Source organism: Paenibacillus mesophilus, from assembly GCF_005938385.1.
Classification (GTDB): Bacteria; Bacillota; Bacilli; order Paenibacillales; family NBRC-103111; genus Paenibacillus_AB; species Paenibacillus_AB mesophilus.
The window spans coordinates 353,607-377,258 of sequence record NZ_VCRA01000006.1; the positions used below are offsets into that span (position 1 = coordinate 353,607).

Annotated in this window: 20 protein-coding genes; 6 read left to right on the plus strand and 14 right to left on the minus strand. The window is 53.0% G+C overall.

What is annotated here, in order from left to right; translation table 11 throughout:
- Positions 1–11: 11 nt before the first annotated feature.
- Both FE783_RS38825 and FE783_RS14060 read right to left on the minus strand, forming a co-directional pair.
- A complete protein-coding gene (locus FE783_RS38825) occupies positions 12–2,435 on the minus strand; it encodes an FAD-dependent oxidoreductase (protein WP_338015849.1) in 2,424 nt (807 codons plus the stop codon).
- Positions 2,436–2,448: 13 nt separating this feature from the next.
- Positions 2,449–3,768 (minus strand): ABC transporter substrate-binding protein, encoded by a 1,320-nt coding sequence (locus FE783_RS14060; protein WP_138879989.1) that lies wholly within the window; start codon positions 3,766–3,768, stop codon positions 2,449–2,451.
- A gap of 216 nt (positions 3,769–3,984) precedes the next feature.
- Between FE783_RS14060 and FE783_RS14065 the strand changes: the two genes are divergently transcribed.
- Complete coding sequence (locus tag FE783_RS14065) at positions 3,985–4,797, plus strand: helix-turn-helix transcriptional regulator (RefSeq protein ID WP_138879990.1); 813 nt, start codon at positions 3,985–3,987, stop codon at positions 4,795–4,797.
- Positions 4,798–5,109: 312 nt separating this feature from the next.
- Here FE783_RS14065 and FE783_RS14070 read toward each other — a convergent pair whose 3' ends face one another.
- The 3 genes from FE783_RS14070 to aroC all read right to left on the minus strand — a co-directional run bounded on the left by FE783_RS14070 (position 5,110) and on the right by aroC (position 9,320).
- A complete protein-coding gene (locus FE783_RS14070; protein ID WP_138879991.1) occupies positions 5,110–6,432 on the minus strand; it encodes an ABC transporter substrate-binding protein in 1,323 nt (440 codons plus the stop codon).
- A 59-nt stretch (positions 6,433–6,491) separates the two neighbouring features.
- A complete protein-coding gene (locus FE783_RS14075; protein WP_238403069.1) occupies positions 6,492–8,039 on the minus strand; it encodes an FAD-dependent oxidoreductase in 1,548 nt (515 codons plus the stop codon).
- A gap of 222 nt (positions 8,040–8,261) precedes the next feature.
- Positions 8,262–9,320 (minus strand): chorismate synthase, encoded by a 1,059-nt coding sequence (gene aroC, locus FE783_RS14080; protein WP_138879993.1) that lies wholly within the window; start codon positions 9,318–9,320, stop codon positions 8,262–8,264.
- Positions 9,321–9,596: 276 nt separating this feature from the next.
- On the opposite strand from aroC, the gene FE783_RS14085 reads away from it, so the two are divergent.
- Positions 9,597–10,004, plus strand: a complete 408-nt coding sequence (locus FE783_RS14085; RefSeq protein WP_138879994.1) for a VOC family protein — start codon at positions 9,597–9,599, stop codon at positions 10,002–10,004.
- Positions 10,005–10,079: 75 nt separating this feature from the next.
- On the opposite strand, the gene FE783_RS14090 is transcribed toward FE783_RS14085, so the two are convergent.
- On the minus strand, positions 10,080–10,565 hold the full coding sequence (locus FE783_RS14090; RefSeq protein WP_158301800.1) for an RrF2 family transcriptional regulator: 486 nt from the start codon (positions 10,563–10,565) through the stop codon (positions 10,080–10,082).
- A 422-nt stretch (positions 10,566–10,987) separates the two neighbouring features.
- On the opposite strand from FE783_RS14090, the gene FE783_RS14095 reads away from it, so the two are divergent.
- From FE783_RS14095 to FE783_RS14105, 3 genes are all read left to right on the plus strand, one after another.
- Positions 10,988–11,371, plus strand: coding sequence for a DoxX family membrane protein (locus FE783_RS14095; RefSeq protein WP_138879996.1), 384 nt, complete (start codon positions 10,988–10,990; stop codon positions 11,369–11,371).
- A 133-nt stretch (positions 11,372–11,504) separates the two neighbouring features.
- On the plus strand, positions 11,505–12,377 hold the full coding sequence (locus tag FE783_RS14100) for an ankyrin repeat domain-containing protein (RefSeq protein WP_138879997.1): 873 nt from the start codon (positions 11,505–11,507) through the stop codon (positions 12,375–12,377).
- Between the two features lie 10 nt (positions 12,378–12,387).
- Positions 12,388–12,789 carry an ankyrin repeat domain-containing protein gene (locus tag FE783_RS14105; RefSeq protein WP_420799741.1) on the plus strand — a complete coding sequence of 134 codons (402 nt, stop codon included), beginning with the start codon at positions 12,388–12,390 and terminating at the stop codon, positions 12,787–12,789.
- Between the two features lie 405 nt (positions 12,790–13,194).
- On the opposite strand, the gene FE783_RS14110 is transcribed toward FE783_RS14105, so the two are convergent.
- The 8 genes from FE783_RS14110 to FE783_RS14145 form a co-directional block, all read right to left on the minus strand.
- Positions 13,195–15,297: a hypothetical protein gene (locus FE783_RS14110; RefSeq protein WP_138879999.1), complete on the minus strand. Its 2,103-nt coding sequence runs from the start codon at positions 15,295–15,297 to the stop codon at positions 13,195–13,197.
- A 274-nt stretch (positions 15,298–15,571) separates the two neighbouring features.
- On the minus strand, positions 15,572–16,237 hold the full coding sequence (locus FE783_RS14115; RefSeq protein WP_138880000.1) for a phosphatase PAP2 family protein: 666 nt from the start codon (positions 16,235–16,237) through the stop codon (positions 15,572–15,574).
- A gap of 127 nt (positions 16,238–16,364) precedes the next feature.
- Complete coding sequence (locus FE783_RS14120; RefSeq protein WP_138880001.1) at positions 16,365–16,709, minus strand: MmcQ/YjbR family DNA-binding protein; 345 nt, start codon at positions 16,707–16,709, stop codon at positions 16,365–16,367.
- 144 nt (positions 16,710–16,853) lie between these two features.
- Positions 16,854–17,882 carry a Delta(5) desaturase DesA gene (desA, locus tag FE783_RS14125; protein WP_138880002.1) on the minus strand — a complete coding sequence of 343 codons (1,029 nt, stop codon included), beginning with the start codon at positions 17,880–17,882 and terminating at the stop codon, positions 16,854–16,856.
- Between the two features lie 88 nt (positions 17,883–17,970).
- Positions 17,971–18,174, minus strand: a complete 204-nt coding sequence (locus tag FE783_RS14130) for a CLC_0170 family protein (protein ID WP_238403071.1) — start codon at positions 18,172–18,174, stop codon at positions 17,971–17,973.
- A gap of 36 nt (positions 18,175–18,210) precedes the next feature.
- Positions 18,211–19,449, minus strand: a complete 1,239-nt coding sequence (locus FE783_RS14135; RefSeq protein WP_238403073.1) for a Ger(x)C family spore germination protein — start codon at positions 19,447–19,449, stop codon at positions 18,211–18,213.
- Positions 19,418–20,539, minus strand: coding sequence for a GerAB/ArcD/ProY family transporter (locus FE783_RS14140; protein ID WP_138880004.1), 1,122 nt, complete (start codon positions 20,537–20,539; stop codon positions 19,418–19,420). Before FE783_RS14140 ends, FE783_RS14135 begins: the two co-directional genes overlap by 32 nt.
- Before the next feature lie 6 nt (positions 20,540–20,545).
- Complete coding sequence (locus FE783_RS14145; protein WP_138880005.1) at positions 20,546–22,174, minus strand: spore germination protein; 1,629 nt, start codon at positions 22,172–22,174, stop codon at positions 20,546–20,548.
- A gap of 224 nt (positions 22,175–22,398) precedes the next feature.
- On the opposite strand from FE783_RS14145, the gene FE783_RS14150 reads away from it, so the two are divergent.
- Positions 22,399–23,607, plus strand: coding sequence for an oxalate decarboxylase family bicupin (locus FE783_RS14150; protein ID WP_138880006.1), 1,209 nt, complete (start codon positions 22,399–22,401; stop codon positions 23,605–23,607).
- Positions 23,608–23,652: the final 45 nt, after the last annotated feature.

The window sequence follows — 23,652 nt, forward strand, 5'->3', positions numbered from 1 at the left end:
GCTGCTTCACGCTACAGTCTTACCTCGCGCCCGGTTTGGGCCGATTCGTAAATGGCGCTTAATATTTTGATCATGTCGACACCTTGCTCCGGGGTAAGGATCGGCTTGGCGCCATGGACAATACAGTCGATAAAATGCTTCAAATGCGCCCCATGCGGGGACTCATTCGATTTGCCCAGGACGGGAGTCACATTACACAGCTGTCCGGCGGTTTCCGTAAAAATTTGCAGCTCTCCTCTTCGGATGCTCGAGCCTGCCTTTGTACCGCGAAGCTCCACGAAATTCATTTCTTCCCCGATATTCGAAGCCCAGCTGAATTCGATTTGCAGCGTTGCCCCGTTTTCGAAGCGGATAAATCCGGTAGCCAAATCCTCGACGTCGAAGGTGCCGCCCTCCTGCTTATCGCCGAAGACGCTATGGACGGAATCGGATAATTCGTTATTCGCAAATTTGGTGTACGTTGCCCCCGATACGGCTACCGGCCGCGGATTGCCCATAAGCCATACGGCAAGATCGATCATATGCACCCCAAGGTCGATCAGCGGTCCTCCTCCCGAGAGCTCCTTGGTTGTAAACCATCCGCCTTTTCCCGGGATGCCTCGCCTGCGAATCCATCCGCAGCGGCCGGTATAAATCTCCCCCATGCCGCCTTGGTCAATATACGTCTTCAAGTATCGGGACGATGGCGTAAAGCGGTTATTCCTCATCGCCATCAGCACTTTTCCGCTTTGCTTGGCCGCATCGGCCATCTTCTGCGCTTCCTCCGGGCTGACCGCATCCGGCTTCTCCGTGAACACGTGCTTGCCCGCCTGTAGTGCCGCTATGGCGACCTCGGAATGAAACCGGTTCGGCGTACAAATATCGACGGCATCGATATCCTTCTGCTGCAGCAATTCCCTGTAATCGGTGTACACCCGATCTATGCCGATTTCTTGCGCGATTTTCTCCGCTCTTTCCCGGTTGATGTCGCACACGGCAGCAAGCTCCACTTCGGGATGCTCCAGCAGCGGCTTCAAATGCGCTCCCCGAAAAATAGCGCCGGTGCCGACGATACCCAGCTTTACTTTGCTCATTCTGTATGAACCTCCGAATCCTGAAACTTCTCGTTTACATCCTCGCCGAGCCAAGCGCCTTGACGGACAAGCTTGCCTCTGGAGTTGCTCGATGTCGACGCTGCGGCTGGATGATTTCCCCTGCCTGGTCAACAAGGCCGCCGCCGTACCCGCCGCCTCTCCCATGGCGAAGCAGTTCGGCATCACTCTCGTCGAGCCTTGGGTCGCCCGATCGGTAGAGATCGAACGTCCGGCTACTATGACGTTATCGATACCGAGCGGCAGCAGAGCGCGGTACGGGATCCCGTGCGATTGCCCCGGAGGCAAGTGGGAAATGACCATTCCGCTCGTCGGCTTGGCCATATGAATATCGATAAAATAAGAATTGCGCGCGATATCGTCAGGGAATCTGCGACATTCCATAAAATCATCCACCGTAACAACCACATCTCCGACGATGCGCCGCGTCTCCCGGATGCCGACCTGCTCCCCGGTAAGAACAAGGAAGCCGTTCTCGAAACCGGGGATCGTCCGCTTTAGCCACTCTACAATGTGCCGGACGAGATCGCGCCCTTCGATCGCTCCCCGCGTCAAGTCCTCCGCCTTCGAGCCGTCAATGCCGAATACGTGCCCGAAATTAAACCCGGCGGTATGATCGTTGACCCAGGAAATGCCCGCCCAATCCCGGGCGACCCGCAGCGTGCCCTTCGCTTTGGCTTCATTAATGGCGGCCTTGAGGCTCGGCCCGTGCTCCTTTACGTATTCCATATACTTCAGACGGTCGAGATTGCTCATTACGAAACACATCGTTCCCGGCTGCAGCTCTCCCTCATCGCCGCCCTTGGCGAATTGCCCGCCGGCATGGTACACGAGATCCGCATCGCTGGAAGCATCCACGAATACTTTGGCTTTAACGGCCTGTGTGCCGGACTTGTTATGAATGATCACCGCCTCGACCACTCCGTTTCCGTGAAGGACATTGCCGACGAACGTATGGTACAGGATGTTTACCCCCGCCTCGATCATCTTGTCGTCCAGCAATTTCTTGAGTACCTCCGCATCGATGGGAACCCAGTTGAGCTTATCCCCCCATATGGCTTGAAACTCCGGCTCCATCCGGGACTTCATGTCATTCAATATTTCAAGCCCGATGCCGCGGATAACCGGCTTCTTCCCGTCGGTATACGGACACCAAGCCGGTACTTGAGCAACAGTCGCCATGCCGCCAAGATAACCTCGCTGCTCCACGAGCAGTACCGATGCTCCGTTACGCGCTGCGGCCAGCGCCGCCCCGACACCGGCAGGTCCTCCCCCGGCTACGAGCACGTCGACTTCGGCGTAAACGGGGATCTCCATGGCGGGAATCGTCATTCGTTTCGTCATGGCTGCCAACCTCCTACTTTTTCATTTCCGATTCGATATATTTGTTGATTTCTTCGTCCGCTTCGCGAAGTGCCGTGTTCGTGTCTTTCTTGCCCGTCATAATCGCTCTTAAAGCATCGTTCGCGATCGCTCTCGCTTTTCCGTCATATTTGCCTGCGGTAACCGGCGCGCCGATGGAATCCTTGAATAACGCCTCCAAGTTTTTGCCTTTGGCGTAGGGCAGCTCGCTGGCGTACACTTTTTTCGCTTCCTCGTTTTTGACGACCGGAATATATCCCGCCTTGGCGCGCAAAGTTTGCACTTCATCGGACAGCCAATATGCGAGGACCTGGAAAGCCGCGTCCTGCTGCTTGCTCGTCGGTGCGATGCCGATAATCGGCGAGTTCATCTGATTCTGGCTTGCCGTTCCTTTGATCGTCGGATATGTCACAAGGTCGAAGTCGAGCCCCGACTGAACGGCGGCCTCCAACGTCGTATTATTGAGATTGAAGAAGTTCGGGCCGGTCCGCATGGCGAGGATTTGTTCCTTAAGGAATTGGTTTTGCTCCGAATACGCCCCGGCGCTTTCATTGCCCGGAATTTTGAAGAAGGAGGCGTGTAAATCCATCCACCTTTTCCACGGATCGGTGTTGACGGCTCCCTTCATCGTTTTATAATCGACGAATGTTTGCCCCAGCTGATTTTTGTAGACGATATTCAGCTCATTGAAGTTGAACCCTTTATATTGAATACCGTCCGTATACCTCGTCATTTTCTTCGCGATTTCGTATACATCGTCCCAGCTCATCCCGTCCTTCGGATAGGGCACCGCAAATTTGTCGAACAACGCTTTGTTGTAGAATAAGGCGTGATTGTTCAAAACAAACGGGAATACGGGGATATCTCCCTGATCACCGTAGGACTTCAGCGTTTCCAGTACGCCCGGCACAAACCGGTTCGTGTCGAATTTATGTTTTTTCATCAGCGGATCCAGATCCGTGTACACGCGAAGCTCCTTGTTCGTATACAGCTCGCCGAGCGGTGCATAGATGAGATCGAACTGCTGGCCCGCCGTAAGCAATGCGGCAAGGGTCTCCTCCTTCTTGGTCGTAGCCTGAACGACATTCAGGGTAATGTGCGGAAACTTCTTTTCCGTCAATTGCTTGGCCATAGCGGCCCAAGGCACGTCCTGATGGCTGTTCAGAAACGATAAGGTGATCGGCTGCGGAGCGGCCTCCTTCTTCGGCTGTTCTCCGTCGGCAGCCGGTTTAGCGCTTTCTCTTTGACCGCAAGCCGTAACAACCAATGTCATCGTTGCCAGAAGCAGCAGGTATCGCTTATAACCCATCCCCATACTGAAACCCCTTTCTTGATTTATTTTACTAGGATATCGCGTCAAGCTGTATCGGCCATGATTTGATTATATCCCGCTCGGATCGCACCTGAGAATGCCGTATCTTCCTGATACTTGACTTATATTGCTGTTCTTTTTATCGGATCGATTCAGAAGGATTTGACGCCGCTACCGTCGAAGACATGAAGCAAGAGCGTCATCCGGGAGGCGGGCAAGATGGGAGCATATCCGATTTCAGTCGTGTACAAGGACTATTGGAAAGAAAAACCACGATTTATCAAATCGTCGGCTAACGAGCCCCGCTGGCTGATGTTCGCCGTCGAGGACGGCCGGTTCTCCTACAGCATCGACAATGTAAGCGGAGAAGCCGCCGCCGGCGACATCGTGCTCTGTCCGCCGTTCATGGAATTCCGGCGCGAGGTCATCGTGCCGCTGTCGTTTCACTATGCCATCTTTCATTTTTCCAGTGACAGCGAAGGCTCGGAAGGAAGAACGATCGATTTGCTCCGCAGTCTGTTCTCGTTCAAATATACGGCAACCGAGAAGGACCGCCTGTTCAACAATTTCAGGCTGCTGAACCGTCTGAGCCGGACGCAGGATGCGCAGAGCAGACAATGGATGCAGCATTTCATCAACGATATATGGGTGCTGTTCCATATGGAGGCGGAAAGCGTCGCCACGCAAGACCGTCTGGACGAGGACCGTCTGATGAAGGAAGCCAAGACGCTCATCGACCGTCACGCCTTCCGCGAGATCCGGCTGCAGGACATCGCCGCTCTCCTCCACATTCATCCGGTGCAGCTAAGCCGGAGGTTCCAGCACGTGTTCGGGATAGCCCCGTCCCGCTATCTGATTTCGATTCGCATGGAAAAAGCCAAAACTTTGCTCGTGCAGACGGAGTATACGCTCGATCATATCGCCCGGCTGTGCGGATACGAGAACGGCTTTTATTTCAGCCGCGTCTTCACCCATTACAGCAAAATGAACCCGTCCCAATACCGCAAATTGAACGGGCTGGCCACGCCTTGATTGGGTTTGCGGAAAAATAGAGGAAAAAATCGCCCTTATATGGCGTCTCGGCGTCGGGTCTCCAAAAATAAAGGAAAATAAAAATCGTCGACAGAGCGATAGAATCCGGGAAATAAGCGCAAAAATTTCCGCTATTCCTTCGGCAACGGGGCAAATCGCCGGAATAGAGTCATTTTTTTCCGCTAAAACGGTTGCCGAGAAAAAAAGCCTCCCATCTCGCGCTTGGACCGCGCGTAGAAGGAGGCTTCTTTGTATGGTGAGACGGGTTCGGCGCTATCCCGACGGACTGCCCTCCCCTGCTCCCGGCGATATTCACTTCGTTTTGCTCATAAACTCTTCGATCTTCTTCTTCGCTTCTTCTTCGGCTTGGCGAGCGGCGGTGTTGATGTCCAGCTTGCCCTGCCATACTTGGGTGCCGTATTTGGCGTAAATCGTTACCAGCTCGGCGTCGTACAGCGCTTTCGGCGGAATAGGAGCCGGTTTGTTATGGAAGATGGCTTTGAAGTTTTTGTCCTTGAACACCGATTCCTGACCGAGCGCATTGCGCACGCTGTCGCTTTTCAGCACCGGCATGATGCCTTTCTTGGACAAGCCCGTCTGGAATTCGTCGGAGGTCATGTAGTTCAACACCTCCATGGCGGCATCCTTATTCTTGGCAATGCTCGTAATGCCGAAATTGATCGAGTTGATTTGCGACCCGGTGCCCGGTTTATCCTCGAAGCTCGGCAGCGAGACGATGTCCCAATCGACCTCTTTCAGTTGATCGGTCCATATGGTGATCAGGCTCGACAAATAAGCCATCATCGCCACGTTCTTCTCCTTCACGAACGGCGAGTTGTCGGGAATCGTCTGGAACGCCCCCGGCGACAGCTGCGGATCGAGGAAAAACGTTTGATAAAAGCGCTTCCACAAATCGTTTTTGTTGACCGTCGGCGTATTCGTAGCGAGATCGGCGTTCGGAATGGACAACGGATTCATCCGGGTCACGAGCGACGGATTCATCCCGAAACCCATATACTGCACGCCTCCGTCTTGACGGGTCAGCTTCTTGGCCAGATCGGTCGTCTCCTTCCACGTCATGCCGTTCTTCGGATAGGCGACGCCGAACTTGTCGAATATCGATTTGTTGTAATAAAGCACCAGGTTGTTGCCGTATACGGGCAAGCTGTACATTTTGCCGCCGGACAGCTGCTTGATCGCATCGATCGAAGTCGGCTCGAAGCGGCTCAAGTCGACCTTGTGCTTCTGGATCAGCTCGGTCATGTCATAGTGGAGCCCGTTCGGGATCAGGAAATTTTCATAGAAGCCGATGGAATGGTAGGTGATGTCGAAGCGGGTTCCGGACGTGATCATCTCCGGCAGCGTCGTGCCTTTCTGGCTGAAAATGTACGATATTTTGTAATCCGGAAACTTCTTGCGGATCGCGTCCCCGAAACGGTAGTTGAAGCTGTCTTCCGGGTCGCCGTTAATGGCGTAAAATACGAGCTCGACCGGCTCCTTCGGCGCCGCCGGCTTCGCCTTGTCGCCTTCGTCGGCGCTTTTGCTCCCGCCCTGGCTGCAGGCCGCGAGCGCGGCGGCCGACAGACAAAGGGCTAGGGTAAGTGAACCTGCTTTGCGAAACGTTTTGTTCGACATAAGCACCCTCTTCTCCTATTAGGAACGGTTACGCCGTAACCGTTCCTTATTTGTTCGTTCTATACGTCCAGCGCTTGACCGTCCTGCAGCAGCCGCTTCCTTAGCTCCGCATATTCAACATCCTGGACGGCACGGCCTTCGGCCAGCGCCATCGCCGCCGCCGTAGCCGCGGACTGGCCGAGCACCATGAATACCGGCTCCATCCGGATCGAGCCGTAAGCGATATGCGAAGACGACAGACAGACGGGTACGAGCAGATTCGTGCACTCGTCCCCTTTCGGCACGATCGCCCGGTACGAGATCCGGTACGGTCCCAATACCGGAATTTCCACGTCTCCTTCGTTGACGCAGCGGCCGCTCAGCACGATCCGGCGGCAGTTATGCGAGTCCATGCCGTAGGAGGCGAGGCCGACGGAATCTTCCGCTACGTGGTAACGCAGACAGTGATTTTGATTCATGACGACTTCTCCGATCATACGCCGGCCTTCCCGCACATATAAGTAATGCGGCCAATTCGCCGTTCCCAAGAACTCGTCGGCCGGTAATCCCCACCGGCTAACCTCTTCGCGTATCGCCTTCGGGACGCGCTCGTCGTTAGCCAAGTAGTACAGCATGCCGAGATCGTAATGGACGTGCTCTTGGAACAGACGCTCCCTCGTGGCATAATCGCCGTCGGGCCAGGCGTGGTTCGCTCCGATATGATCGGTGCTGATCGCTCCGAAGTTGTTCAGGTCGGTTTTGCCGTTCGGCATCGGCTTATGCAGCCTTAGAACGTCCCATACCCCGGCATTCAGGTAACGGGTCAGCAGAGCGAACTTGCTCGGATCGTAACCGGGCGGCTGCGGGAAAGGCACGCGGTTGTCCGGCACATCGGTCAAGCAAATGCGGAAGTTGTACGCCTGAATCGAGCGGTCGCCCTCTCCCTGGATGCCCGGCGCCGCATCAGACACGCCATACAGCAGGCCGCTGTCGGGCTTGCCCTCCACGACGAACGGGTCTACCCATGCCTTGAACGTATGGTGCGGCGAACCGAACTGAATCCCGTTCCACGTCTCTTTATATACTGCATTCGCTTCTCTTCCGACATGGTAAGAGACGCCGGCGCGGGCGAACAAATCGCCTTCGTAAGTCGCGTCGATAAAAGCCCCGGCACGGAACACGTTGCCGTTCTCCATCGTGATTTGCACGATTTTGCCGTCTTTCTTATCCACCTTGGCCAGATGCTGCTCGAAATAGACGGGAACGTTCGCTTCCTCCAGCCATCGTACGAAAATCGATTCGGCCACATGCGGCTCCATAAACCACATCGTCCCGTCGGCCTCTTCGCTGCCGTAATAACGCCCGAGCTCCTGATAAAACTCGCGGGCGATGCCGCCTATGGACGTCTTATGACCGAAGTCCGTCCGGCCGAGGCCGCTCGCCGTCAGCCCTCCCAGATGGCGTCCGAATTCGGCAACCACCGCTTTAAGTCCCATACGGCTCGCTTGCACCGCAGCTGCGATCCCGGCGGGCGTACCGCCGTAGATGCATAGGTCGGCGCTCACCTGCTCCGGATTCTCGCTTCTCGCAGCGGGAGCGTAGTACCGCAAAGCTGTGAAGTCAGTCAAGACCAGTCCCCCTCTTTTGTCGTCGATCTGAATGCCCTTACAAATCAAGCTTACTGGATTCGGCTTCCGGTTGAACATACAGAATCTTAGTTGGTTTTGTACATTCTTTCACGCCGCCGGCGTCTAAAAAAGACCCCATGCTGCGCACTGGGGCCTGTCCATGCATTCCGTTTGCTTCTTTTTTCATCGCACTACGGGTCTTTTTCACTCCTTATGAAAACCTTATCGGTCGTGCATCGCCGCTTGCCGCTTGTAATGGTCTTCCAGGACGAGGCAGGCCATCGCTTCTACGACGGGAACGATTCTCGGGCAAATGCACGGATCATGTCTGCCTTCGGTTACGATGACGCGTTCCTCGCCGTCGATTCCGATCGTGTGCTGAGGCACGGAGATCGAGGAGGTCGGTTTAACGGCCACCCGGAACACGATATCCTGCCCCGTGCTGATGCCGCCGATAATCCCGCCCGAATGATTGCTGGCAAAGCCGGATGCATGCATTTCATCGTTATGCTCGCTGCCAAGCATCACTGAAGCGGAGAATCCGGCGCCGAATTCGATCCCTTTGACGGCTCCGATGGACAGCATCGCTCTGGCCAGCTCCGCATCCAGCTTATCGAACACCGGCTCGCCGAGTCCGGGAATGACGCCGCGAATCGTACATTCCACAATTCCCCCGCAGCTGTCGCCGAGGGAAGACAGCCGTTTGATTTTCTCGATCATAAGGTCGGCCGCTTCCGGATCGCACGCCCGGACGGCATTGCGTTCAATCTCGTTCTCGACAAACCGGCTGCACCGGATGCCGCCGATTTCCTTCGTATAGGCTACGACACGGACGCCTCTATGCTCCAGCAGCTTGCGGGCGACTGCGCCTGCCGCCACCCGGCCCGCCGTTTCCCTGCCCGACGCTCTCCCGCTTCCGCGGTGATCCCGAATGCCGTATTTCTTTAAATAAGTAAAGTCGGCGTGTCCCGGGCGGAACGAATGTTTAATATCGTCGTACGCTTCAGGCCGCATATCCGTATTGTGCAGCATGACGAGCATCGGCGTCCCGGTCGTTTTCCCTTCGTAGACCCCCGACATAATGCGGACGATATCGTATTCTTTTCTGGGCGAAGTGACGGCCGATTGTCCCGGCTTCCGCCGGTCCATTTGGATTTGGATATCTTGCTCGCCGATGTCCACTCCCGGAGTCACGCCGTCAATAATGACGCCTACCGCCACTCCATGGGACTCTCCGAATGTTGTTATCTTAAGAACCTCTCCGAAGGAATTTCCAGCCATCCCCAATCTCCCCTATCCGGTTGATGTATCTCTTTCTCTCATTGTAAGGGCCGTTTCGACATAAATGAAATTCGATTTTTATATCCAATGCATAGATGAATTCTATACCATGAATGCAAAAAACAGCCGGTATTGGCCGGCTGCTTCGTTGTTTCAACCTTAATTTCACTATGCACTCGAATCAAATCGAATAAACTTTTATTTTACAGCAGGCGTCTCCTTTTGCTCCTTGTTTACGTCTTTACAGTGAAGCCAATACGAAGGGGGATTTTCCATATGAATGAACCGTCCATGATGCACAACGCTCCGGTCCTCACCTCGATCGGGGTCATTTTCCGCGCTGTAACCGATCTGGAAGCCGCCCGCGACTTTTACGGCAATGTCCTTGGGCTGAAACAAATGTGGACAGCGCCGGACGGATCGACCGCCTATACGACAGGGTCGGGTCCTATCCTTATTGTATTTACCAAGGCGGACCGGATCGAAAGCGAAGCCCAATTCAGCATGGAAACGCCGGATATTAGCCAAGCCTATCGTTCCATGAAGCAGAATGGGGTGCGGGTCAGCGACATTAAAATCGCAGGTGCTACCTCCATGTTTTTCTTCGGCGATCCGGACGGGAACACGATGATGGTATGGGCCTGTCATTTGCCTGATCCGGATTTGCCCCAATACCGGGAATAGCCGCTCATACAACATATGGAACAAACCCATCTTCGATATCTGGGATGGGTTTCTCGCCTGAATTAGCCGCACCTACTAAGACTGCTTGATCAATTGTCGGAGCATGTCCAGCCGCTCCTGCTGTTCCTGAGGCGTCAGCTTGGAATGGATGACGGCGGCCATAGAGGATACTTTAACATCCCGGAGGTGCGCGTACATTTTCTCCTCCGCCTCCCACATCTGTTCGTGAATTTCGCACATGCCCGGAGCAGGCTCATAACCGAGCGTATAAGCGCGAATATTGGAGCATTGGAACATATGCTTGCGTCCGTTTACCGCCATAAATACATCGTAGAAGGAAATGTCCTCCGCCGGCCGTCCCAGCTTGATGCCGCCCTTGCTGCCCACGCTGCTGCGGACAATTCCGGCTTTGGAAAGCTGAGTGAACATTTTCGCCAAATACGAAGGGGCGAGTCCCATAAAAGCCGCCAATTGTTTAATGTTGATCGTCATCTCCTGGGGAATGACCGCCAAGATCGACACGCTGTGCAGAGCATATTCCACGCTGAGCGAATTATTCACGATCTAAATCTCCTTACCCGAATAAGAAAAACGTCTATCGACGTATTTCAAGGATGAGCGACCGCGACTTAGCGGAAGTTTTTCTTGGTAAGAAAAGTCTCACTTCGCTTTAAGGCTTTAGCGAAGTTAAACTTTCCTTATCGATAAGAAAAGCTTCTAATCGAAGCCCTTCCCACGATGAATGACCCTGCGTAAGAGGTAGCTTTTCTTAGTACAGAAACTCGCTGTTCGCTTTAACGAGGCATCGCTTCGCAGCTGTATCAATTTAGCGAACTTAAAATTTCTGTATCGTTCATAATAATCCCATTGTATCAGACTCCACGAACAGCGACAACAAATGTCTGAATTATCGTTGACACCCTTCCAGTTTTAACTATAATTGAGATAGCAGTTGTCGTAATTAAAAAAAGGAGCTGGTGCGTATGCCAAATCGTTTATTATTCCATGTTCTTCGTTATGCGGTAGGACTCATTTTTGTGGCAGCCGGAGTGAACGGTTATTTCGTGTTTTGGGGGCTCGAGCCTTTTCTGCCCAAAAGCCCGGAGGCTGTCGAGCTGCTAGGAACGGGCTACTTGCTGTTTATGGAGAAGACGGTCGAACTGTTCGGCGGCTTGCTGCTGCTGTGGGGGCGGTTTATTCCGCTCGGGCTTGTCCTGCTCTTCCCGCTTACGGTCAACATCGCCGCCTTCCATCTGTTTCGGGACCCGCAGCTGCTTATACCGGTACTTGGCTTAGCTGCCGCTCACCTTTATCTCTTATGGGCGACAAGGGAGCGGTATAAAGGGCTTTTCGTGTATCGGCTGTAGACCGCCGCCACCGCTTATAGAGCAAGTTGCCGTCACGTTCGTGTACGGCTTTTTTTATTTTTGACAACATTTTCTAGACATTGTACAATTGACATTGTAATTGTTATTACAAAAATTCGATAAGGATGTACATATGGGCAAGAAACCGAACCGAAGCGTCGTGCTATCCGTTAGGCTGGACGAGACGACCCTTGCAGCCGTCGATTTGCTCGTCGAAGCGGGGCTGGCTCAGAGCCGCTCCGAGGCTGCATCCCAATTTATAGGTATCGGCGTCCAATCTTCCGAGCAGCTGATCATGAAAGCTAACGCACTGGCCGAACATGTACGCACGCTGAAGCTAGAGATGCTGGACGCGGTCAAGAGCAAAAACCTGGAAAAAGTCCGGCAGCTGCTGTCCGTGGACGAGAAACTGAAAAACGCGAGAACGGAGGAAGGCCAAACCGCCGTCCTATTGGCCGCCTACTATCGGGCTACCGAGATTAAAGAGCTGCTCCTTCAGCAAGGTGCGGAGCTTACCTTATACGAAGCCGCCGCCGTAGGCAATACGGCCAGAGTGCAGCAGCTCGCTTCCGCTTCTCCGAAGCTGATCGACAGCCACAGCTTCGACGGGTATACGCCTCTCGGACTGGCCGCCCATTTCGGCAATGAAGAGACGGCCGCCTATTTGCTGAAAGCCGGTGCCGATATCAACCTGAGAAGCAACGACGGCAAGCTGAACAATACGCCGCTGCACGCCTCCATTGCAGGCAATCATATCAACATCGTCCGCCTGCTGCTTCGGCACGGAAGCGACATCGACCGCCCCTGCGAAGGCGAACTCCGCAAAGGGTTTACTCCCCTTCACGTTGCGGTCCATTTTAACCGGATACAGATTGCGGAGCTGCTGCTGGCGAGCGGGGCCAACCCGCGAATACCGAACGGCCAGTCGCTGACGCCCGCGGAATACGCTCATGCAAGAGGGAATGCCGAAATAGCCGATCTGATTGCAGGCTATTCGAATCTATAAGGGGAGGGACATTGCCATGTCCGAAAGTTTGAACGCTCAATTGGTCAAAGATTTTGTGTACAACGCCCACGGTGATCTGGACAAAGTCAAGGAAATGCTCGAGCGGGAGCCTGGATTGGTCAATGCCTCTTGGGATTGGGGCAACGGGGATTGGGAAACCGCTTTGGGCGCCGCAGCCCACGTCGGCAGACGGGACATTGCCCTCTACTTGTTAGACAAAGGCGCGAGAATCGACTTATTCGCCGCCGCCATGCTGGGCAGGCTTGAAATCGTAAAGGCTATCGTCCAAGACGATCCATCCGTCATTCATTCTCGCGGACCGCATACGATTCCGTTAATCGCTCATGCGAAAGCCGGAAAAGAACATGCGGCGGAAGTCGTGCGGTATCTGGAATCGGTACAGCAACCATAACGGGAGGGTCCGCCAGTGAAGCTGAAGCTGTTCGTGAAAAAACTGGCTCATTACGTGAAGATCATGACCAAGTTTTGATCGGGATTTTGTTTGAAGCCGAAGCAGACTCGCGATTTCAACGCAGCCGGGATGACCTGGAGCGGACTCTCCGCACAGGCCATCCCTTTTTTCTTCCGTTTCTCGAATCCTACCCTCTCTCGGAAAGGAATGACAAGCCGGACAGCCCCGTCTTCACGCTCAGCCCCCAGCCGAACATGACTTCTTCGCTTGCGCGGTATTCCTTCATCGTCTCGGCTCCTTCGCAGTAGCAATAAAAGAGATGCGATCCGGTTTCAATCCTTTTTCGGAATGAATATACGGATGGCACCCCACAATTTCGAAGCCGTCAGCCATGCATGCAAGCTTTCAGACGTATTGGATATGGACAAAGCCTTTCCTTCTCGTCGTATCGGTCGAGGATAACCGGATCGTCCTCTTCTCCTCCGAATCGATCCTGTACCACAGACCGGCCCCTTCGGCGCTTCCCGTATTCGAGGCGGATAAAAAGGTAACGGTATCGTTATAATTCGTGACGTTCAACACTCCGTTCACATTCCCTCCTTCGCTTACAAAGCCTACCTTTAAGATGGTAGCCCCTTTCGGCAGCTTCATGCTGACGGTTCCGTCGGCAGTAGAAGGAAGACCGCCATTTTGGTCGGGACTGGATCGGAATACAACGTTATGGGTCTGGAAAGTCGTATGATAGAAGCCGTTCGTAGCGTTCAAAGTTACGTCCACCGGATTGAAATCGATGCCGCTTCTGCAGTCTGTCGCGCATACTTTCGGAATCGAGCCCGAATTCGTTATCGAATCCGACGGGACGAATTCCACGAGGTCGGACACCGGCTTCAGCAGCAGACACCTGTCCGAGAAAGTCAGCAGCGGTCTCGGCCCGGAATAGCTGGCATTCGCGTACGCCACCTTGGTCGTGTAAGATATGCGTCCGCCTCTTACAGTCACGGTCCCTCTTTCGATTTCCATTTCATATAGCGGCTCCCAACAAGTTTTCCATGCAGCGCCGGACTGGGGCTTATTGGAGGAATCGGCCGTATGCGCCTGAATACACGCATAAGCTCTCCCATAGACACCCCCAAGCTTGCATCGGCTCCCGACCGTGTAACCCGTTCCGGACGCCCATTCTTGCGTGGAGAAGTTGTGACCTACTAGCATGGAGCAGTCGGACAGGTTGACATCGGCGGAATGTGCCTTCAGGAAAATAAATTTGGCCGCGTCCCGGATTTCGGGCTTGACCGCGAACAGGTTGAAAATGCCGTTCTGGGCGCCGACTCCCGTGCCGGCCGTATCTTCGATGTGCAGAAATACTCCTCGCTCCGTCGGAATCATGGAGCCGCCGATCATATTTAATATCCCCCCTTTCGTAAATTTGAGGGCGGTGCCTCTAATTCCTTCAAAATCGCAATTGACGAAGCCATGGTTTACGGATTGTGCGTTATCGCACTGATAAAATATCGAACCTTCCGGCATCGCCTTGATTCTGCAATTATGGAATCGATTCTCCGACGTGTTGGCCGCACCGGTGAAGAAGATGCCGATTTTGAACACATTCCACGTGCAGTCGAAGAAAAAGGTGGAGCTTGCGGTTCCCGTGCTGGTGTAATACAGGAACCTTTCCGTACCGGTGACGCCGGTAAAGTTGATGCCCTCGACGGAAAAGTCACGCAGCCTGTTGTTGTTGTAGAACAAATAATTATCCGTTCCGTTTGCGGCTTCGTCGCATTTGTAAAAAATATTGGTCGAGTAAGGACCTCGTCCGCTAATTTTCAAGCCTCTCAGGGCAACGGATATATCGGATAAATACTTTTTGCCCGTTAGCAAATAATTGCCGCTGCCGAATACGATTTTGGGAACGCCCCCCCGGTAACCGCCGTTAGAATAGGTCGGCAGCGTGTAGCTCTCCAAAGCGTCGATAGCGGCTTGCAGCGCGTCGTCGCAAGGCGTGCCGACATCCGTCGCCGGGTTGTAGTCCGCTTTGGCGCCGAACCAATTGACGTGAAGCTCGTCCTGAAACACTCTTTTGTACCGGCAGCCGCCCGAACTGACGATAATGGTTCCATTGTTATCCGCCGATGCGGCGTCCGCAGAATCGTAGTAAAAATGACCTTCCTGCCCGGTATCCGCGACAAAATACAGAAATTGATCGATCGGAGCGTTCAACAATCTCAACTCGCTGATCGTAGTGACGATAATCAGATTCGTGTCTTTGGGCAAATGGAGTACGCCTTCACCGTACACGCTCCCCATCACGGACGACTGCTTGGCATGGACATGGTTCAACCGGCCCGTGAGCAACGTTCCTGCCGTCAGCATCATCCCGGTCACGCCAATCGAGGCCAGCAGCTTGCGTCTGCTGATCGGCGACGCGGCATTCTCCAATTCCGTCTCCGCCGGAACGGCTAGTCCTTTCGTTGCCCGCTCTTCCTTTTCAGAAACTTGTTCATGAATCGACACCTTCATTTCCTCCCTCGCCCTTCAATGGTATTATTTACCTGCAGGCTCAATATACGGCTAAGGGAGTCGCGAATTCAATAATAAAATATTCAACAGGTTGTAGTGACGGGCTTGTCCGTTCGGTTTTACAGCTTTAATATCGTGATATTGTCAGCCTAATCGTCCATAATCGTTCTAACGATATGACGGAAGCTTAAAGCCTTGGATATTTAACCCCGACAAAATCGCCAAAAACCCCGGCGAACATCTCGAGCCGGGGCTGCCGTTTATCCTGTTACATGTGCGACATTTTCTCCGCGCCTTCCAATGCCGAAACCGGTACCGGAGCTTTCTTCGACAGCGGGACGAATTTATTAACGAGGTAGAACATGCACTCGACTAACAAAATGGCTCCCACAATATCCAATACGACGTGCTGCTTCACAAATACGGTCGATACGATGATCGACCAGCCGGTCAAGTGGATGGCAAGGCGGACGAACCGATTTACGTCGATATACGGCGAAGTATGCTTCAGAATGACATAGGTGGTCATCACGTGGATGCTCGGGAAGCAATTGAAAGGTTGGTCGGAGTTGTAAACGAACGATACGAACTGATGCAGCGGCACCTGATCCGTAATAACGGGCCGGGATACGACCGTTTGATAAAAATAGTAAGTGATGTAGCAGACGACAAGACCGATACATAGCTGGATGAGTGCCCGGTAGTAGACGGTGCTGTTCTTCTTGAACAAATAGACGAACATGCCGATCATGAACGGGTACCAGATCAAGTACGGTACGATGAAGACCGATACGAACGGAATCGCTTCATCGAGCCCGGTCATCAAGCTGCGCACATTAGGTCCTTCACGGTTTAGAATGCCGTAGAACACGTTCAGCACCGGAATACATAACAGCCATAGCAGCGGCGCATGGGAGGCCATTTTTTGCTTCATCTCGCTTCAACCTTTCGACCCTTTTTCTTCTATAACGAAGATTATGCCTTTTGGTTACAGCCTGTGCCATATTTTTTTGGCAGCAAGCCATGACGGGCAGACGCCTGCTGCGGACGTCCCCGCTTTATCAAATACTGCCTCTGTCGTAAGCCGCGACCGCCCGCTTCGGCGAAACCAGCCGCCATGCTTGAACGATCATCTCCCGGCATTCGGACGGATCGATCCGGTCCATGCGCACGACCATATAAGCCATAGACGCGAAGCTGTCGGGCATGGCGTAAATGTCCGGAGCCATCGTCGTGTATGCGTGCCGGTCTTCCTTAGTCGTCTTGAGTACGAGCGATACTCCGTCAGGCTGGATCACCGCGAAAACCTTATTGCCGACCCGAAACGACGGCTTCCCTGAGTGGTCTCGCTCCTCGGCTCCAGGCAGCGAAAGCGCCGTCCGGTGAACGTCGTCACTTGTAACCATTTCCTTCTCCCCCGAGGAATGTGGCGATGTTAGCATGATTATAGCTCATCGAGATTTCCTCCTGCATGTAAAGATTAGTTCACTTCATTATACTACGATTGGAAGTCTATTCCAAAAAAAGATCCGCACAAAAAAAGAAAGCGTTCAAACTTCGAACGCCTTCTTAACTTTACGTTTGGCCTGGAACGACTTGATCTCTTTAAAGCCCACGAATTTCTTGCTCTGTTCGTTCCATATCCGGAAACGGAGCGATTCCAAGCTTGAAAGCAGCGTGATCGTTTTCACATCCTGCAAACGCGGATTTTGATTATGCACCGTCTCTAAATAATAGTTAGGCACCCTGGGACTCAGATGGTGGATGTGGTGGAATCCGATATTGCCTGTAATCCAATGCAAAACCTTGGGCAGCTTATAAAACGAGCTTCCCTGCATAGCTGCTTTTACGTAGTCCCATTCCTTGTCTTCTTCAAAATAAGTTTCCTCGAACTGGTGCTGTACGTAGAAGAGCCAGATGCCCGCCATTCCCGAAACGATAAAGACCGTTCCCTGAATCAGGAGAAACGGCTGCCAGCCGATAGCCCAGCACAGCAATGCGCTTCCGCCGACGATACCCAGGTTCGTTATATACGTATTCATCCGTTCGTGGAATCCGGCACGCGGCCGGTTGAAACGGTAGTCGATCAGAAAAATGTAGATCGGTCCGATCGTAAACATGATAAGAGGATTGCGGTAAAGCCGGTATATCAACCGTTTCAGCGGAGAGGCTGCCAAATATTCTTCCACCGTTAGCGTCCAAATATCCCCGGTACCGCGTTTGTCCAAGTTGCCGCTCGTAGCATGGTGAATGGCGTGGGTATGACGCCATTGGTAGAAAGGTACGAAGGTCAGTATACCGGTTATCGTCCCGACAATTTCATTAGTCAGCTTGTTCTTGAAAAACGATTTGTGGCAGCAGTCATGGAAAATAATGAATACCCGTACCAGAAATCCTCCGGCTATGATGGCCAGCGGAACGGCAAGCCAGTAGGAAAGCGATAAACTCAAATAAGCGAAATACCAAAGCAGCAAAAAAGGAATGACGGTGTTCATAATCTGCCACACACTGTGCTTCATATGTGGTCTTTCGAAGGGTGCAATGTCTTTACGCCATCCGTTTGTCTGCTCATGGGGCATTCTACTAAAACTTCCTCTCTCGTATCAATTACTCGACATTTTTCGACCATCTACAGTAATACGTTGAAACAAGCAAATGGTTTCGCTGCTACCATCCCCATTTCTGAAGCGACCATCTCGCCGCAAACATCATCAGTCCGAGGCAAATGTTGATCCATCCGAGAGAACGGCATACTTTCCTTTCCTTATCCATGGCCGCCAGCACGTATCCTTTGACCTCCAACCGCAAAATGAGCAACCCTGTCAGCAGCCATAACGATATCGCGTAACTGAAAAAACCGGCGTAACCCATCCGTACTCCCCCCCCCAGGTGTTCACTGATCGCAAGTTATCTGGCTTTCATTCCAACCCGTCGAATCTTGACATCTATCTTAACCTCGATCGAAATGTCCTTGTACATTTCTTGCCATCCTTCTTTGGTTTTGATATGTTCATTCCAATACTGCGGTTCTTTCGCCCTTACGTATTCCCCGAAGCCGAAAATATCGGCTCCTTTCTCCTGCGTTTCTTTAACCAAGCCTTCGTGAAGCTTTACAGCCCCTTTCTCATCTTCCCGTTCGATCTCTTTAAGGATGTCCGGCTGATCTATGAAATGCTGCTCGTTGGCCTTTTCCTCGATATTGAGTTCGTTTATGATCGTTACGGTGATTTTCGGAAGGCCATTTTTAATCTGAACATCAATTTTTGAAGTGCGGTTGGTAGCATACAGAGTGATCGTGTTTGATGCTGATCCGTCAAGGCTGATAGTACCCCGATACCCCGCCGGATTTACTCCTTTAATTCCCATATAAGCACCGATTTCGAGCGGCTTCGTTGTTCCCGCCATTTTAGATCCTTTAAAATAAGCCAATCCCGAAAGTTCGACGTTTTGTTCTTTCATGATCTCCACATAAGGCAGAAAGCCTTCCTGCCCCTTCTTCGAAGAATTGCTCCAGAACATGCCGATATAATCCTCGGGAAGCTTGCCCATCTTGACGGCGTCATCCAGCGTAGACATCAGATACAGCGTCGGTACGCGCTCCAATTTCGGCGCAGCCTTCATTAAATCCTGCGCCTTTCCTTTCGAAATCATCATCCAAGCCATTCTGCGCACTTCCGAATTGCGGCGAAAATAATCGTTTAAATTTTCCATTCCTTTTTTGGCCACGTCCTCGGATACGACGATGACGCGCAAATGTCCGAAAAAAAGTCTGCCCGAAACTTGCTGCTGCAAATTCATAAGGGCATCATCGATCGTATGACCCACCACCTCTATGACCCAAACCGTTTGCTCCGCGCCCCCTTTGCCCCCTCCGCTTTCTCCCGGACCGAGCGGAATTTTCCCGGGAAGGGCGATCTGAACGGCGACGCGAATCATTTCTTTTTTCGGCGCGGGGAATTTTCCTTCAAGATGGGAAACCTCTTCCTCTTCTTTCTCCGCTTCCGGGCTGGCCGTGTCGATTGAAATCCCCAAAACGACGGCACGCTCCTCGATTTCAAGACGGTCCCAGCATCCTGTCAGGAGCGGAAGCACGACAAGTACGACGCCGAGCAGCTTAACGGCTTTGGTCAATCGGTTTGTTCCCAATGGGATCCCCTCTTTTCTTGCGGAGGAAAGAGATCAGCAGTAGCGCTCCCGGGTAAATAATCGTGATGAAAAGTCCGATCCGGCCGACATTTTGAATGATTTCGTACATATGCAGGATGTTTAAAGGCAGCATGGCCATAACAAAAACGATCGGCAGGAGGAAAAAGGAAAACATCCGATGATCGCGCAAGCGGAACAGCTTGCTCATCGAGTGAATGGTCAGGTAATAACTGGAAAATAAGGTAGTGAATACGGCGGTTACCCAAACGGCAAGAAAAGCGGCATCCAGACGCTCCAATATATTCGCGGGTAGCGACGTCGCCTTCGCGAGCTCCAGTGTCGGCCAGAGCAGCTGCTTGCTTTCTTCGGCGCCAAAGACGCTGACTGTTGCCACGACGATCGCAACGTACAGCCCTCCCGCGATCAACATCCCCCATACGCTTGCCTTCATCGCTTTTTCCGGCCGTCGCATGGCCGGAATCACCAAGGTCAGAACGAACGATCCTTGAAATAAGGCAGCTATGGTAAAAACACCTCCCACCATATCTTTCGGTTCATTTCCCCAAATCGGCTGCAAATTGATAATATCGGCATTTTTCAAGGAAAGCGCGACGATCAGCAGTGCCGGTCCCAGCAGAGCGGGAAAATAAAAATGATGAATGTAAGCAAAAGTCGTAATGTCATTGCGCGTAGAGATCGCTGCCAGCAGCAGCATCACAATAACGGTTACTTCCACGGGGGTTTCTTTCAGAACGGAGGTAACAACCACTTCGCCGAACTCGCGCGCGGCAAAGGAGGTCAGCACGGCAAAGAAAACGATAATGAAAACGCTGCCGAGCCGGGCCGGCCATTTCCCTACAATATCCTCACTGTACTGAACGATCGATTTATTAGGAAACCGCATGCCGAGCAGAGCAATCAAACTTAATCCGACAAAGGCAAGTATCATGCCGAGAAACGTAACGAGAGGAGCGCCCGAATCCGCTGCACGAACCGCAAATAGGGGAAGGGTGAGTACACCTACCCCTATTATGGTGCTGATCAGAATGGCAGCCGCTTGAATTACGGTAATCTGACGAGAAGTATCCATTTGTCGTCACTCCTTTTGCTCTTTGAATTTTAACGGATCCATCACGTTGTCCGTCGGCTGCTTCAGTTGTTCCACCGTCTTGTCGCTCAATCTGGTCGCATCGAGAGGATAAAGGAACGAAGGTCTTTTATTCATCCACCATAACGGTCCGCGGACCAGCAAATCTTTCATTCCTTGGTAACTTCCAGGAACTAGCGGGCTCAAGTAAGGGACGCCAAACGATTTCAAGGAAATGAGATGATTCGCGATCAGGATCAAGCCGATCATGACGCCGTAAAGGCCAAAAATGCCGGCCAAAATAATGAGCGGAAAACGCAATAGCCGCAGGGCCAGCGCTGCATTATAGGCCGGCGTCGCAAATGACCCGATCGTCGTCAGCGCGATGATAACGACCGTGATGGGGCTGGCAAATCCGGCAGCCACCGCAGCCTGTCCGATAACGAGTACGCCGACGATGGAAAGAGCGCCGCCGACTTGCTGCGGCAAACGGATTGTCGCTTCCCGCAAAACCTCCATGGATATTTCGATTACCAGAACTTCTATGATTGCCGGGAAAGGAACCCCTGCCCTCCCGCCGGCCACCGCGACGGCAAATTCCGTCGGAATGAGCTCCGGATTGAAGGAGATAATCGCGACATATAGCGATGGAAATACCAGTGAGAATATTAGAGCGACAAGCCGGGCAAGACGAACCGCGCTCATCAGCAGAAATCGTTCCGTATAGTCTTCTACCGTTTGATAGAACTGGCTGAAAACGGTTGGAACGACCAAGGCCAGCGGGGAACCGTCTACCAGAATGGCCACTCTTCCTTCCAATAGATTGGCAGCCACTTTATCCGGCCGTTCCGTATACTGAACTTGCGGAAACGGGGATAGGTGGTTATCCTCGATAAACTGCTCCAAATAACCGGAGTCGAGAATCGCGTCAATATCGATATTGGATAGCCGCTTCTTCACTTCCTTCAGCAGATCGGGGTTCGTAATGCCTTCCATGTAACAGATCGCGACCTTCGATTTGGTTCTGCGGCCAAGCTCCAGCGTGTTCATGCGCAAATCCGGGGTTTGCAGCCGATAACGAAGCAGGGCGATGTTCGTACTCAGCATTTCGATGAACCCTTCGCGCGGTCCGCGGATCACCTGCTCGGTGGCAGGCTGATCGATAGCCCTCTGCTCGATATTGCGCGTGCCGATCACGAAAGCTTCGTCCAGTCCTTCGATCGCCACGACAGTCTGTCCGCGCAGAACAGCCTCGACCAGGTTGGCGAATCGGCCTTCCGTCCCAACCTGACTGTGGAAGATCGAATCTTTCAGCAGAACCTCCTTCAACCGGCTAGGCTTGATGCTCTTCTCTTCCAGATGCGGAGGTACATACATGAATGACTTTAATATATCTCCATTCAGCATCGCTTGGTCGATCATCGTGGAGTAATAGAACATGGCGGCCTCATAATGGCCGAACACATGGAACCGGCGAACCCCGAAATCGTCGTTGCCGCCAAAAATCCGATTCATGGATTCGATCATTTCTTCCAGACGGCCGTTGGTCTCCACGCTTTGATAGTGTTCGGAAGCCTGATTCGGGATAAGTGCGGCTTTTGGCTTTTTCGATTTTTTGAACCAATTGAAAATAGACATTCGTTTCACCTGCCGTTCGTACTTCTCGTATTACTCGTAACTAGTCTTCTGAGCAATCTATTAGTAGAATTGACAGATTTGAAGCGGTTTAAACGATATTCCTAGAAAGAACACGAAAAAGCCCCTGAAAGAGGCCATCTATTGACATATTTCGGCGCCGATCTACATACATTGCTGCGTGTTAAATCTCGCGCAACCATAACCCATGAAAAGGAGCGTGCTTCATGGACGACCAAGAACGGAATCGACAGATGCCCGGCCGCATTCCGCAGCCTATACGCGAAGACGGCGCCGGCGGGACCGACAGCGGTCCGCGCGACGTGATGAGGGATATGGAAAACCCCGATATGCTCGTCCCTCCCGTCACCGATGCCGGAACGCTGCCCAATATGAAATTCTCGTTCTCGGATACGCACATGCAGCTCAACCATGGCGGCTGGTCCCGGGAAGTGACGGTCAGGGAGCTGCCGATCGCCACGACGCTCTCCGGAGTGAACATGAAGCTTACGCCCGGCGGCGTACGGGAGCTGCATTGGCATAAGCAGGCGGAGTGGGCGTTCGTCCTGCTGGGCCGGGCGCGGATCACCGCAGTCGATCAGGATGGACGGAATTTCATCGCCGATGTCGGCGTAGGCGATCTGTGGTATTTTCCGCCGGGAATCCCCCATTCGATACAAGGGCTTGCGGAAGGCTGCGAATTTCTGCTCGTGTTCGACGACGGCAGCTTCTCCGACATCGATACGTTTTCGATTACGGACTGGTTTGCGCATACGCCGAAGGACGTGTTGGCGGCCAACTTCGGCGTACCCGAGAGCGCCTTCGACCACATTCCCGGGAAACAGCGGTACATTTTCCAAGCCGAAGTACCCGGCCCGATCGAAAGCCAGCAGGTGCCCGATCCGTACGGCACCGTGCCGAGAAGCTTTACGCACCGGCTGCTTGCCCAAGAGCCGATCCGAACGCCCGGCGGGTCTGTCCGCATTGTAGACGCCTCCAACTTCCCCGTCTCCACCGCGATCGCGGCTGCCTTAGTAGAGGTGAAGCCGGGAGCGATGCGGGAATTGCACTGGCATCCGAACAACGACGAATGGCAATATTACCTTTCGGGGACGACGCGCATGACCGTATTCGCCGCCGAAGGAAACGCGCGTACATTCGATTATCGGGCCGGCGATGTCGGCTATGTACCGTTCGCCTGCGGGCACTATGTGCAAAATACCGGCGATCAAACCGTATGGTTTCTGGAAATGTTCAAGAGCGACCGTTTCGCCGACATATCGTTGAATCAGTGGATGGCGCTCACCCCTCGCCAGCTCGTGCAGGATACCCTTCATGTCGGCCCCGAGCTGCTGGACGCGCTGCGCAAGCAGAAGTGGCCTGTCGTGAAATATCCCGATACGGATGAGAAATCCTCGGACAAGACGGATAAATGATCAGTTTCCTCCAGAAAACGAACAGGCCCATCGAGCCGCTGTACC